The following is a 13,145-nucleotide window of genomic DNA, read 5'->3' on the forward strand; positions in this document are numbered from 1 at the left end:
AGGGGGAACCATGATCGAGGACACGCGGATCGCGGTCGGCGTCAGCTATCACGTGAAGATCGACGGGCAGTCGCTCGGCGAGTTCTCGACGTGCGACGGCCTCGGGGTCGAGGTCGTGATCGAGTCCCGCGAGGAGGGCGGCAACAACAGCTTCGTCTGGCAGTTCCCCGCGCGGCTGAAGTTCCCCAACGTCAAGCTCACGCGCCCCGTCGGCGAGGGCACGTCGGGGCCGATCCTGGCGTGGATCGCGAAGGCGCCGCAGGTGGCCCCGACCGACGCTCGCATCGAGGTCGAGAACGGCTACGGCGACACGATCGCGGGATGGACGCTCAAGCAGGTGCTTCCGGTCCGCTGGACCGGCCCGGGCCTGAACCCCGACCAGCCGAAGGTGCTCACCGAGACGCTCGAGCTCGCGCACCACGGCATCGAGGCCGACTGAGAGGGGCGCGCGCATGCCGGTCACGAAGACGGACACCTCGAGCGAGAGCCTCTCGCACGCCGAGCTCGAGCTGCTGCAACCCGGCAAGACGCCCGGAGTGCCCGGTGCGCCGATCGGCTCCATCGCGTTCCAGCTGAACCCCAAGGAGCTGACGATGACGAAGTCGGCCAGCTGGAAGGCCGAGAAGCAGAAGAAGGCGTCGTCGGCGCCGCCCGCGACCTACCAGGGGCCCGAGGCGCAGAAGCTCAGCGTCGAGATGTTCTTCGACGACACCCGCGGCGGGGGCGGCGAGTCCGTCGTCGCGCGCGTCGAGAAGCTGTTCTCCGCGTGCGTTCCCACCGAGGAGTCCCGCCAGGGCGAACGGCCGTCGGCGCCGTGGGTGCGGTTCAAATGGGGCGTGCTCGCGGGCTTCGTGGGCTACGTGAAGTCGGTCTCGGCGAAGTACACGCTGTTCTCGCCCACCGGCACACCGCTGCGCGCGGTCTGCACGGTCGCGCTCGAGGAGATCGCCGAGGAGCCGGGCAAGCAGAACCCGACGTCGGGCGGGCTGCGCCCCCGTCGCATGCACACGATCCGCGAGGGCGACTCGCTCGCCGCGATCGCGTACCGCGAGTACGGCAATCCGGCGCTCTGGCGACAGGTCGCCGAGGTGAACGGGATCGACGACCCGATGCGGCTTGCGCCCGGAAGCCCGGTGTTCCTGCCGGCCGCGGAGGAACTCGCCGGGCGTCCGGCGCGCGACGTGGTGCGGGCGGAGGTGGCCCGTGTCATCCGTTGACACCTACACCAGCCTGCTGCTCGTCGCGGTCGACGGCACCCCGCTGCCGGCGTCGGCGTCGGCCCTGCTGGTGACCGGCCGGGTGACGGATGCCGCCAACCTGCCCGACGCGTTCGAACTCGAGTTCACCGATTCCGCGGGCACCGTCCTCGCCGACGGCGGCTTCCGCATCGGCGTGCCCGTGGTGCTCACGGTGTCGGAGAACGGCCCCCAGGGGCCCGTCAGGCTGCTCGACGGCGAGGTCACGGCGATCGACCGCGAGGACATCGCGGGCGTGCTCCGCACCCGCGTGCGCGGCCTCGACCGGTCGCACCGGCTGTTCCGCGGGCGACGCGTCGCAGCCTACGTCGACCGCACCCCGGCCGACATCGTGCGCGAGGTCGCCCAGCGGGCCGACGTCCCGGTCAAGGAGGTCGGCGTCACCGGCAGCGTCCTGAACCACGTCACGCAGGACAACGTGAGCGACTGGGTGTTCCTGAAGCGGCTCGCGGATGCCACGGGCTCGACCTTCTCGGTCGTCGAGGGCGGGCTCGTGTTCGGGCCGCCGACCGAGGCGGGCGAGGCGCCCGGCGGCGCCCAGTCCGCACGCGACGACCCCGTGGTGATCGAGCACGGCATGAACACGCTCGCGCTGCACGCGACGGTCACGTCGGCGAGCCAGGTGCCGGAGGTCGAGGTGCGCGGCTGGGATCCCGACCGCAAGGAGGCGATCGTGTCGACCGCGCCGCCGAAGACCCGAGTCGTCGAGCTGCCCACGGTCGACCCGGAGCAGGTCGCCGAGGCGTTCGCGAGTCCGAAGCACGTCGCACCCGACGGCGACGGCCGGCCGGCCGAGCAGGACCGGCTCGCGGCATCCGTCGCCGACCGCATCGCCGGCGGCTTCGCGGAGGTCGAGGCACGGATCCGCGGCAACTCCGGCATCCGGTCCGGCACCGCCGTGACGCTGCGCGGATTCGGCGCCCCCTTCGACGGGCGGTACACCGTCACCGAGAGCGTGCACGAGTTCGCCGCAGGCGACGGCTACATGACGACCGTCGTCGTGAGCAACGCCTCCGACCGCTCCCTGCTCGGCGTGGCGACGGGTGCCGTCGGCGGGGCCGGGGCGGGCGCTCCGGCCGGCGGGCGCATGCCGGGCGTCGTCTCCGCGGTCGTCAGCGACATCGACGACCCGCAGCAGCAGGGGCGCGTGCGGCTGGCGTTCCCGTACCTCTCGGAGGACTACGTGAGCGGGTGGGCGCGGACGGTGCACGCCGGCGCGGGCGCGAAGCGCGGCGCCGTAGTGCTGCCCGAGGTCGGCGACGAGGTGCTCGTCGCGTTCGAGGCCGGCCGGTTCGACCGGCCGTACGTCCTCGGCGGCCTCTACAACGGCGTCGACGAACCCGCCGGCGGCTGGGGGAGCGTGCAGCAGGGCGGCGAGGTCGTGCGCCGGTCGTTCACCTCGCGCACCGGCATGAACCTCGTCTTCACCGAGGAGCCCGGCACCGAGACGGTCGAGATCACGACGTCGGACGGCGCACAGCGCGTGACGCTCACCCAGACGGCGCAGAAGGGGATCGAGATCGTCTCCGAGGGGCCGGTCGCGGTCACCGCGAAGACGGATGCCACGGTCACGGCCGACCAGGGCAAGGTCGCCGTCTCCGCGGCATCCATCGAGCTGAAGGCGACCGGTGCGGTGAAGATCGAGGGCGCGACCGTGTCGGTGAAGGGCTCCGGGTCGGCCGAGGTCGAGGGCGGGATGCTCGCACTCAAGGGCCAGGGCACGGCGGAGCTGTCGGCCGGCGGTGCGACGACGGTGCGCGGCGCCGTCGTGAAGATCAACTGAGGGGGCGGCGGATGTCACGCGAGTTCGTGGGACGGGGGTGGGCGTTCCCCGTGCATGCCGACGCGACCGGGCGCATCGCGCTCTCGTCGGACGAGCGCGAGATCGAGGAGAGCATCCGGCTGATCCTCGCCACGGCGCCCGGCGAACGCCCCATGCGGCCGGAGTTCGGGTGCGCCGTGCACGACTACGTGTTCGCACCGGCCGACGCGTCGACGGCGGGGGCGATCGGTGCGGCGGTGCGTGCCGCGCTGCGGTTCTGGGAGCCCCGGATCCGGGTCGGCGAGGTCGTCGTGTCGCTCCAACGGGCCGACGAGGGCGTGCTCGCCATCGACGTGGGGTACACGATCCTCGGCACAAACGACCCGCGCAACCTCGTCTTCCCGTTCTACGTCATCCCGCAGGAGATCGGAGGTGCGCCGTGACGCTCCCGGCCCCGAACCTCGACGACCGTCGGTTCCAGGACCTCGTCGACGACGCGAAGCGGCTCATCGCCCTGCGCTGTCCCGAGTGGTCCGACCACAACGTCTCCGACCCGGGCGTGACGCTCATCGAGGCGTTCGCCTTCATGACCGACGAGCTGCTCTACCGGCTGAACCGCGTGCCCGACCGGCTCCACCTGTCGTTCCTCGACCTGCTGGGCGTCTCCCTGTTCCCGCCCACGAGCGCCGTGGCCGACATCGTCTTCTGGCTCTCGGCGCCGCGTGCGGAGGCCGTCGTGGTGCCCGCCCGCACCGAGGTCGGAACCCCCCGAACCGAGCTCGCCGAGCCCATCGTGTTCGCGACGGTCGAGGAGCTCGCCATCCCGCCCCGGACGCTGCACCGGCTCGGCGGCACGCCGCACGACGGCGACCCGTGGGCACGGGACGCGCACCTCGGCTCGGCGGCGATCGACGCGTTCGCGACCAAGCCGGCACCCGGCGACGCGCTGTTGTTCGGCCTCGACAAGCCCGCGGGCGGCCTCGCGATCTCGCTGCGACTCGACTGCGCCGTGCGCGGCGTGGGCGTCGACCCCAAGGACCCGCCGCTCGTATGGGAGGCCTGGACCGGCCGCGACTGGAGCGCGTGCGACGTCGTCTCCGACGGCACGGGCGGACTCAACCGGGCGGGCGACGTCGTGCTCATCGTGCCGCGCGACCACGTGGCATCCGTCATCGCGGGCGAGCGTGCGGGCTGGCTGCGCACCCGGCTCGTGGAGCGTCCCCCTGAGGTGCCGACCTACACGGCGTCGCCCGTGCTGCACTCGGCCGGCGCCCGCACCGTCGGGGGCGTGACCGCCGCCATCCACGCCCGGACCGTGGACGACGAGGTCCTCGGCCTCTCCGAGGGCGTGCCCGGGCAGCAGTTCTCGCTCGCGGTGCGACCGGTGGTCGACGACGGCGACCGCTTCGAGGTCGAGGTCGGCACGGGCGCCGGATGGGAGACGTGGACCGAGGTGCGCGGCGGGTTCGCCGACCAGGGACCCGATGCGAAGGTCGTCCAGGTCGAGCGGACCGGCGGCACCGTGCGATTCCCGCCCGCGGTGCGGGAGCCCGACGGGTCGCTCCGGCGGTACGGGGCCGTGCCGCCGAAGGGCGCACCCCTGCGCGTGCGCCGGTACCGCGTCGGCGGCGGCGCGCGCGGGAACGTCGCCCGAGGGGCGCTGTCGATGCTGCGCACGACCGTGCCGTTCGTGAAGGGCGTCGTGAACCGCTCCGCCGCGCGGGGCGGCGTGGACGGGGAGACCGTCGACGAGGCCAGGCAGCGCGGGCCGCTGACCCTTCGCAGCCTCGAACGCGCCGTCACCCTCGACGACTACGAGCAGCTCGCCAAGCGCGCGGCGCCGAGCGTGGCGCGCGTCCGCGCGGTGCCCGCCATCGGCGACGGCGCCGGGCACGGGGTCCGCCTGCTCGTGGTGCCCTCGGCCGCGGCCGGCACAGACGGGCGCGTCGCATTCGACGACCTCCGCCCGACCGACGACCTGCTCCGACTCATCGCCGACGACCTCGAGCCGCGCCGCATGGTCGGGGCCCGGCTCTCGGTCGAGATGCCCCGATACCAGGGCGTCACCATCGTCGCCAAGCTCGTCGCCCGGCCCCGGACGGCCGTCGAGCCGCTCCGGGAGCAGGCGCTCGCCGCGCTCTACCGCTGGTTCGACGCCGCGCACGGCGGTGCGGACGGCACCGGCTGGCCGTTCGGCCGCCCGGTGCTCGCGGGCGAGGTGTACTCCGTGCTGCAGGCGCTGCCCGGAACCGAGATCGTCGATGACGTGCTGCTGTTCGCCGCCGACCCCGCGACCGGCAAGCGAGGGGATGCGCTGCAGCGCATCGACCTGGAGCCCGACGCACTCGTGTTCGGATTCGAGCACAGCGTGCGCGTGGTGGCGGGGGTGTGAGATGCGCGGGCTCGTGACCGGACTGGGAACTCCGGCGCCGCTGCGCGACCGGCTCCCCGGGATCCTGCAGGAGGACGAGTTCCTCGGGCGGTGGCTCGTCGGCTTCGACGACTCGCTCGCCCCGGTGTTCGCCGTGCTCGACAACCTCGACGCCTACGTGCGACCGGGAACCGCCCCGCCGGACTTCCTCGCCTGGCTCGCCGGCTGGGTCGACGTGCGGCTCGACGAGGCCTGGCCGCTCGATCAGGCGAGGCGCGTGGTCGCGGAGGCCGCAGTCCTCCACCGCCGTGCCGGGACGGCCGGCGGCATCCGCGCGGCGATGCTGGTTGCGGCCGGACCCGACGCTCGCGTCGAGGTCACCGAGTCGGGCGGCACGGCGTGGTCGGCCGACCCCCACGGCCCGCTGCCCGGGACCGCTGAGGCGGAGGTGCGCATCGACGTCGTGGTGCCGGCGGGTGAGGCGACGGAGCTGCATCGTCGCCTGGACCGCACCGCGCGCCGCGTCGTGCCGGCGCACGTGCGCTGCGTGATCGACGTGTCGGTCGGCGAGTCGTGAGCCGTCGCGCGGCGCCCGTGCCGCGGCGCGGGTGCGCGGGACCCGCGCGCGGCCGTCAGTCGACGCCGAGCGCGTGGCGCATGCTGCGGTAGCCGTCCTCCGCGCGGCGACCGGCGATCGCGTCGCCGGCGCGGCGGTGCATCGCGATGAGGGTTCGCCACGACTCGTCGATCCACGGATCGATCTCGACCGCCCGGCGCGCGGCGGCGACCGCGGGCCGCAGGTCGCCCAGCCGCGCGTGCACGTGCGCGAGCGAATTCGCGGCCTCCGCTGCGCGCAGGCGGTAGCGATCCCGCGCGCCCACCGCCCACTCGGCAGGGCCGTCCTCGGGCAGCACGTCGCCGACGTACAGGTCGAGCGCGCCGACGAGACCGTCACGGGCCCGCGCCGCGTCTCCGTGGAGCTTCGCCTCCGCGGCCTCGGCGAGCCGGTCGTCGAACGACGCGAGGTCGCAGTCGCGGCGGTCGGCGATGCCGAGGCGATACGCCTCGCCGACCCGCTCGACGATGCCGCCGCCGTCGGCCTCGGCGGGCAGCATCCGTCGCAGGCTCGACACGCTGACATGCAGGGCGTGCACCGCGGAGTCGGTGGCGAGCTCGCCCCAGAGCAGGCTCGCGATGAGGTCGCGGTGGAGCGGGGCGCCGGCGTTCAGGGCGAGCATCCGCAGCACCGCCCGCGCCTGGGGCCGGATGCCGTGGAGGTCGGCCTCCGATCCGTCGAGCCGCATCCGGAAGCCTCCGAAGCAGGCCACCTCCAGCCGCGGGCCGCGCTCCGTCAGCGTGAGCGTCGGGCGGCGTCCGTCCCCGAGCGCCACGCGAGGCAGCGGGATGCGCGGCAATCCCGTGCCGAGCGCGAGTCGCTGCGCCCCGGCGAGCCGGCGTTCACGGTCCGGCGAGGGCGACTCGAGTGCCGCGGCCGCCTCGAGCACGGCACGCGGCCCGGGGAGCCCCGTCGCGATCGCGGACGCCCGCGCCGCGGAGGCCAGCCCGGCACTCGCGGGCGTCGCCGATGCGGCGCCCGCGAGCGCGGCGGCCGCACGCGCCCAGGCGCCGAGCTCGGCGAAGGCGAGCCGGTCGGCCCGGCGGGCGACGGCGAGCGCCGATTCGGGGTCCGAGTCGCCGCTGCGGACCCGGGCGAGCAGCTCGAGGGCGGCGACGAGGAGCGCGCCGTCGACGTCGCCGCGCGACTCGAGCTGTTCGATCACCCCGCGTGCCGACGAGCGATCCTGGTCGGGGCAGGTCGTGGCGATGGCGCCGCGGGCGACCCGGGCGATGCCGGCGAGGCCGTCGCTGCGCGCGTCCCGCTCGACCGCGGCGAGCGCTTCGGCGGTCGACGCCCCGGGGGCGAGCGGTGCCCGGATCACGGCGAGGGCCAGCCGGGCGAGGAGCTCGATGCGGTGCGAGGTCGGCGCCAGCAACGACCGGCGGAACCAGGGCACCGACCCGACCGCGTCACCGCGGACGAGATGCCGGACCGCGGTCGCGAATGCGTCCCGGGCGGCATCCGGCGTGCGCCGGCGGACCGGCGCGGCGGCCGTCGCGAGGTGCACGGACTCGCGATCCTCACGACGTCCGCGCTCGGCCGCGAGCGCGATCGCAGGACCGCGCCGGATGACATGCTCGGGCACGCCGCCGATCCAACGCGATGCACCCCGCGACGCTTCGGGCTCGGCATCGAGGAGTCGGGCGAGGTCGGACCAGCACGCCCCGGCAGCGAGCGCGTCGGCCGCCCCGGCGGGATCGCCGGCGTCGCGCAGGATGCGGGCGGCATCCGCGGCGGCGGTGCGACGGTCCGGTTGCGGCATCCCGTCGAGCAGGTGGCGCCGGAGCATCGGCGGCAGCGCCCGCCGTCCTGCCGCGCCGCGCACGTTCATGACGACGCCCGAGTCGAGGGCGGCGATGAGCGCCGCCCCCTCGGCGGGCCCGAGCAGGCGCGTGGCGCGAGCGAGGTCGATGCCGGGGAGTGCCGCCGCCCGCGTGAGGGCGGCCACGAGCCGATCCGGCAGCGGATGCAGCGACTCCTCGAGCCACGCCGCGGCGAAGTCGCCTTCGAGTTCCTGCTCGAGCGCCAACGGGAAGGACTCGTCGGCGGGACCCCGTGCGACCGCGAGGCGGCGCACCAGCTCGGGCCAGCCGGCCGTCTCCTGGGCGACGTGCGCGGCGGCCTCGAAGTCGATCCGACGGTCGCCGCGGTCACGGAACATCGCCACGATGTCGGTGAGTTCGAGGACGAGTTCGGAGACCGTGACCAGGGCGTCGGCTCGCAGTTCGAATGTCGGCGGGATCCGCGAGACGACGAGCAGGCGCTCCACCGGCGGCGAGGAGGCGATCGACTCGAGCGCGACCTCCGCGTCCGTGCCGACGAGGCGGTGGGCGTCGTCGACGACGATCAGGGGCGGATGACCACGCACGGCGGCGGAGAGGTGCCGCCGCGCCCGGTCGGCTGTGGACCATTCGGCGGAGGCGTGCAGGACGCGCCCGCCCGCGGCCGCGGCCCAGCGCCGGGCGAGCGTGGACTTGCCGCCGCCGGTCGCGCCGATCACGAAGACCGTGCTCGCCCCGGCCGGCCACGGGATCCGGGCGCGCTCGGCCGCGGGAGCGTGCGGACCCCCAGGCCCGGGTCGTGTTCGTCTCTCCATCCGTCATTCCCCCCATGACGGCACCGGTCGACGGTGACAGGGCACAGGGTACGCCGTCGTCGCCGGGGCCGCACGAGGGGTTTCCCGGAGCCCCCGCTCCGTGCCCGCATGGGGTGGTCCGCGACCGTCGCGGCAGCGCCCTCTGGAAGCCCCGACGGTCTCCGACGGCTGATTTAATGCACACGCTGCGAGGTGATATCCTCGTGTGGTTGCCGTGAGAGCGGCAGTGCCCCGATAGCTCAGTGGTAGAGCACTTCCATGGTAAGGAAGGGGTCGTCAGTTCAATCCTGACTCGGGGCTCGGGTTCCTCCGGTTCGTTCGGAGCAACCTTGCGGCGGGGTAGCTCAGGTGGTTAGAGCACACGGCTCATAATCGTGGTGTCGCGGGTTCGAGTCCCGCCCTCGCTACCGTCAACGGTCCGGATCCTCGTGATTCCGGGCCGTTCTCGTTTCTCCGGCTCTCCCGCACGCGTCGGACCGTTGTCATCCCGTTAGCGGATGGATCGGCTCACGTCGACCGCTGTATCGTGCGCTCGCGCCGACCTAGCGTGGTGGGGAGGTGAGTGCAGTGGACGTGGAGAAGGACCTCGACCGACCCCGGGTGCCGGAGGACGAGACGGCCCCCGACTCGCCGCGGGACCGACGGCGTGGGCGTCGTGCGGCTCGGACCGACGACCGGCCCGAGGCGGAGCGGATGAACGCCGCCGAGCGTCTCGCGAAGCGCCTCGACCGACCGATGGGGATCCTCGGCGTGGTGTTCCTGTTCGTGGTGCTCGGGCAGGTGCTGGCCCGGGATCCGACCCTGGTGACCGTCTTCTCCGTGATCGGCTGGATCTTCTGGGGGATCTTCGTCGCGGAGTTCGTGCTGCGCGCCGTCGTGGCGCGGTCGGCCGCGTTCTGGCGGCGCAACTGGTGGCAGGTGCTGTTCCTGGCGGTGCCGTTCCTCCGGTTCTTCCGCGCGCTCACGTTCTTCCGCGTCGCACCGGTCGCGCGGCTCGGCGGGATCCTCACGGCAGGAGTCCGCGGATCGCGGTCGGCCGGCCGCCTGCTCTCCGACCGGATCGCGTGGCTCGGCGCCGTCACGGCGGTGGTCATCCTCGCCGCCAGCCAGCTGCACTACCTCACCGCCGACGGCATCAGCTACGGCGAGGCGCTGTACCAGTCCGCGCTCGCGACGGTCACCGGCGCCCCCCTCGAGGGGGAGTCACTGCTGACGCGGATCCTGCACGTCGCGCTCTCGGTGTACTCGGTCGTCGTGTTCGCGACGCTCGCCGGCTCGCTCGGCGCGTACTTCCTCGAGAAGCCCGTGCAGCGGCGGCGGGAGGACCGCGCGGCGGCAGGCGCCGATGAGCCGTCGTCGAAGGGAGGCACGTGGAGACGAACCTGATCCTGGCCCTCTTCGGCGGGGTGGTCCTCGTCCTCTCCCTCTTCTCGTCGGCGCTGCAACGGATGAGCCTCCCGGGACCGGTGCTGGCGCTCGCGTTCGGCGTGCTGATCGGTCCGTACGTCCTCGATCTGCTGCGGATCGAGGACTTCGCCGAGGATCCGGGCGGGCTGCTGGAGGAAGCCGCTCGCCTCACCCTCGCCGTCGGCCTCGCGGGTGTGGCGCTCCGACTCCCGCACGGATACTGGCGCCGGAACGTGCGCTGGATGCTGGTGATCATCGGCCTGGGCATGCCCCTCATGCTCGTCGTGGCCACCGGGATACTGTCCGCGACCCTGGGCGTCCCCTTCCTCCTCGCCGTGCTGCTCGGGGCGATCCTCACGCCGACGGACCCGGTAGTCAGCACGCCGATCGTCACGGGGTCGCTGGCGGAGCGACGAGTGCCCGAGAGCGTGCGCTTCGACATCTCGGCCGAGAGCGGAGTGAACGACGGGCTCGGCTACCTCTTCGTGATGCTTCCCGTGCTGCTGCTGACGGCTCCGGAGGTCGCCTGGCGCGACTTCTTCGGAACGGTGCTCCTGCGCGAGGTGCTGGGCGCCGCCCTGTTCGGCGCGGTCGCGGGATATCTGCTCGGACGGCTCTTCACGGCGGCTCGTCGACGGAATCTCATGGAGGAGAGCTCGTACCTGGGGTTCCTCCTGCCGTTCGCCCTGGCGGTGCTCGGGGCGGCCAAGCTGCTGGGGACCGACGCCATCCTGGCGGTGTTCGTCGCAGCGGCGGTGTTCGGGCAGGTGATCCCGCAACGGGACGAAGCGCAGCAGGACAAGGTCGAGGATGCCGTGAACCGGTTGTTCCTCCTGCCGATCTTCGTGCTCCTGGGGCTCGCGCTCCCGATCGCGGAGTGGATCGCCCTGGCCTGGATCCCGCCCGTCGCCCTGATCTCCGCGGTGCTGGTTCGGCGGCTGGTGACGCTCTGGGCCCTCAGGCCGCTCATCCGCGGGCTCCACGACCGCCGCGAGACGTTCTTCCTGAGCTGGTTCGGCCCGATCGGCGTGTCGGCCCTGTTCTACGCCACGATGGCGGAGCGACTGACCGGCGACGACCGGATCTTCGTGTACACCAGCCTCGCCATCACCCTGTCGGTGGTCGTGCACGGGCTGACCACGGCCCCGATCAGCGGATGGCTCGGCCGGCACGAGGTCGGCGCGAGTCGATCGGATGGCGCTCGCTCCTGACTTCAGGACCCGGCCGGCCGTGTCCGATTGCCGAGTCGCGGCCGCGCGCGCCTGCATCTGCGCGACCCGGGGCGGCGATGGGTCACACGCGGGCGGTGCGCCGTACGACGTCGCCGAGCGCGTCGGCGTCGAGCGCGAACAGGTCGCGCGATCCGGCCGTGGCGGCTCCGACGAGCCCGGATGCCGCCGGCAGCAGCTGCTCGGCGTAGAACCGGGCCAGCGGCAACTGCGCCGCCGCGACGGTGTCGCCGTTGAGCTCGCGAGCGGCGAGCGCGGACTTCGCGAGCAGCCAGCCGCCGACGACGAGTCCCCAGATGCGCAGGTACGGGCTGGAGCCCGCGAGCACCGAGTTCGGGTCGGAGGCACCCGTGCGGAGCATCCACCCGGTCGTCTGCTCGAGCACGTCGAGACCCGCGGTCAGCTGTGCGCGGATGGACGCGAACTCGTCGCCCGCGGCCGCCAGCTCGCCGTCGACCTCGCGCATGGTCGCGATGAACTCGAGGAACGAGGCACCGTTGCGCACGCCGAGCTTGCGCCCCACGAGGTCGGCGGCCTGGATGCCGTTCGTGCCCTCGTAGATCGCGGCGATGCGCACGTCGCGGTAGTGCTGGGCGGCGCCGGTCTCCTCGATGAAGCCCATGCCGCCGTGGATCTGCAGCGCGAGCGACGTGAGCTCGTTGCCGAGGTCGGTGCCGAACGCCTTGCAGATGGGGGTGAGCAGGCCCACGATCTCGTCGGCGCGGGCGCGGGTCGCGGCATCCGGGTGGTGGGTCGAGATGTCGACGTACACGGCGTTGAGGAGCATCATGCGGCGGAGTGCCGCGATGTACGACTTCTGCGTCATGAGCATGCGGCGCACATCGGGGAAGTCGATGATGGGGGAGTCCTGCGTCGCACCGATCGCGCGGCCCTGGATGCGCTCCTTCGCGAAGTCGAGCGACTGCTGGTACGCGCGCTCGGCGACGGCGAGGCCCTGCATGCCCACCGACAGGCGCGCGCTGTTCATCATGACGAACATGATGCGCATGCCGAGGTTCTCCTCGCCGATGAGGTAGCCGGTGGCGTCCTCGTACGACAGCACGCACGTGGGCGACCCGTGGATGCCCATCTTGTGCTCGACACCCACGGTGTGCACGCCGTTGCGCTCGCCGAGGGAGCCGTCGTCGTTCACGAGGAACTTCGGCACGATGAAGATCGAGATGCCCTTCGTTCCGGGGGGCGCGTCGGGCGTGCGGGCGAGCACGAGGTGCACGATCTGCTCGCTGAGGTCGTGGTCGCCGAACGTGATGAAGATCTTCTGGCCGGTGATGCCGTAGGTGCCGTCGGCGCGCTTCACGGCCTTCGCGGTGAGCGCCCCCACGTCGGAGCCGGCGTGCGGCTCGGTGAGGTTCATGGTGCCGGCCCACTCGCCGCTGACCATCTTCGGCAGCCAGGCCCGCTTCTGCTCGTCGCTTCCGTAGTGGAGGAGCGCCTCGATGGCTCCCTGGGTGAGCAGCGGTGCGAGCGCGAATGCCATGTTCGCGGTGGTGGTCAGCTCCTGGATGGCGAGGCCGATCGTCCGGGGGAACCCGCCGCCGCCGAACTCCTCGGGCAGGGGCACCGAACCCCAGCCCGCGTCGACGTAGGCGGAGTAGGCCTCTCTGAACCCCGTGGGCGTGGTCACCGTGCCATCGGCGTTGAGGCGGGCGCCCTCGGTGTCGCCGGCGCGGTTGGTGGGAGCGACGACCTCGGCCATGAAGCCGCCGACCTCCTGGAGGATCTCGGTGACGGTGTCGAAGTCGGCGTGCTCGAAGCCCGGAAGCTCGGCGACCTGGTCGTAGCCCACGACGTGCTTGAGCGCGTACGCGAGGTCGGCGACGGGCGGACGGAAATCAGTCATGTTCGGACTGTAGACCCGGCATGCGGGCGCGCGCCGACATCTGT

Annotated in this window: 10 protein-coding genes and 2 tRNA genes; 10 read left to right on the forward strand and 2 right to left on the reverse strand. The window is 73.1% G+C overall.

All coding sequences use genetic code 11. The features are described from left to right. The first annotated feature begins 10 nt into the window (after positions 1 to 10). From ACULK4_RS01920 to ACULK4_RS01945, 6 genes are read left to right on the forward strand one after another with little or no spacing between them, the layout of a single operon-like run. The gene (locus ACULK4_RS01920; protein ID WP_445964771.1) at positions 11 to 439 is read left to right on the forward strand and encodes a phage tail protein; all 429 of its coding nucleotides are present in this window, start codon (positions 11 to 13) and stop codon (positions 437 to 439) included. Positions 440 to 452: 13 nt separating this feature from the next. Then, positions 453 to 1,217: a CIS tube protein gene (locus ACULK4_RS01925; RefSeq protein ID WP_445964772.1), complete on the forward strand. Its 765-nt coding sequence runs from the start codon at positions 453 to 455 to the stop codon at positions 1,215 to 1,217. Further along, a complete protein-coding gene (locus ACULK4_RS01930; RefSeq protein ID WP_445964773.1) occupies positions 1,204 to 3,039 on the forward strand; it encodes a VgrG-related protein in 1,836 nt (611 codons plus the stop codon). Before ACULK4_RS01925 ends, ACULK4_RS01930 begins: the two co-directional genes overlap by 14 nt. An 11-nt stretch (positions 3,040 to 3,050) precedes the next feature. Further along, positions 3,051 to 3,461 carry a GPW/gp25 family protein gene (locus tag ACULK4_RS01935; protein ID WP_445964774.1) on the forward strand — a complete coding sequence of 137 codons (411 nt, stop codon included), beginning with the start codon at positions 3,051 to 3,053 and terminating at the stop codon, positions 3,459 to 3,461. After that, positions 3,458 to 5,410: a putative baseplate assembly protein gene (locus ACULK4_RS01940; protein WP_445964775.1), complete on the forward strand. Its 1,953-nt coding sequence runs from the start codon at positions 3,458 to 3,460 to the stop codon at positions 5,408 to 5,410. The genes ACULK4_RS01935 and ACULK4_RS01940 overlap by 4 nt, the downstream gene beginning before the upstream one ends. 1 nt (position 5,411) lies before the next feature. Further along, positions 5,412 to 5,966: a phage tail protein gene (locus ACULK4_RS01945; protein WP_445964776.1), complete on the forward strand. Its 555-nt coding sequence runs from the start codon at positions 5,412 to 5,414 to the stop codon at positions 5,964 to 5,966. Between the two features lie 55 nt (positions 5,967 to 6,021). Here ACULK4_RS01945 and ACULK4_RS01950 read toward each other — a convergent pair whose 3' ends face one another. After that, complete coding sequence (locus ACULK4_RS01950) at positions 6,022 to 8,604, reverse strand: BTAD domain-containing putative transcriptional regulator (RefSeq protein ID WP_445964777.1); 2,583 nt, start codon at positions 8,602 to 8,604, stop codon at positions 6,022 to 6,024. 228 nt (positions 8,605 to 8,832) lie between these two features. Between ACULK4_RS01950 and ACULK4_RS01955 the strand changes: the two genes are divergently transcribed. The 4 genes from ACULK4_RS01955 (at position 8,833) to ACULK4_RS01970 (ending at position 11,222) form a co-directional block, all read left to right on the forward strand. After that, positions 8,833 to 8,904: transfer RNA gene (locus tag ACULK4_RS01955), tRNA-Thr, on the forward strand. 33 nt (positions 8,905 to 8,937) lie between these two features. Then, positions 8,938 to 9,011 (forward strand) — tRNA-Met (locus ACULK4_RS01960). A 151-nt stretch (positions 9,012 to 9,162) separates the two neighbouring features. Continuing rightward, positions 9,163 to 9,990, forward strand: coding sequence for a hypothetical protein (locus tag ACULK4_RS01965; protein WP_445964778.1), 828 nt, complete (start codon positions 9,163 to 9,165; stop codon positions 9,988 to 9,990). Then, entirely contained in the window at positions 9,975 to 11,222 is a 1,248-nt protein-coding gene (locus ACULK4_RS01970) for a cation:proton antiporter (protein WP_445964779.1), read from the forward strand. The genes ACULK4_RS01965 and ACULK4_RS01970 overlap by 16 nt, the downstream gene beginning before the upstream one ends. Before the next feature lie 82 nt (positions 11,223 to 11,304). On the opposite strand, the gene ACULK4_RS01975 is transcribed toward ACULK4_RS01970, so the two are convergent. Beyond that, complete coding sequence (locus tag ACULK4_RS01975; RefSeq protein ID WP_445964780.1) at positions 11,305 to 13,101, reverse strand: acyl-CoA dehydrogenase family protein; 1,797 nt, start codon at positions 13,099 to 13,101, stop codon at positions 11,305 to 11,307. Positions 13,102 to 13,145 lie beyond the last annotated feature (44 nt).

It is taken from the genome of Agromyces selenitireducens, from assembly GCF_052748465.2.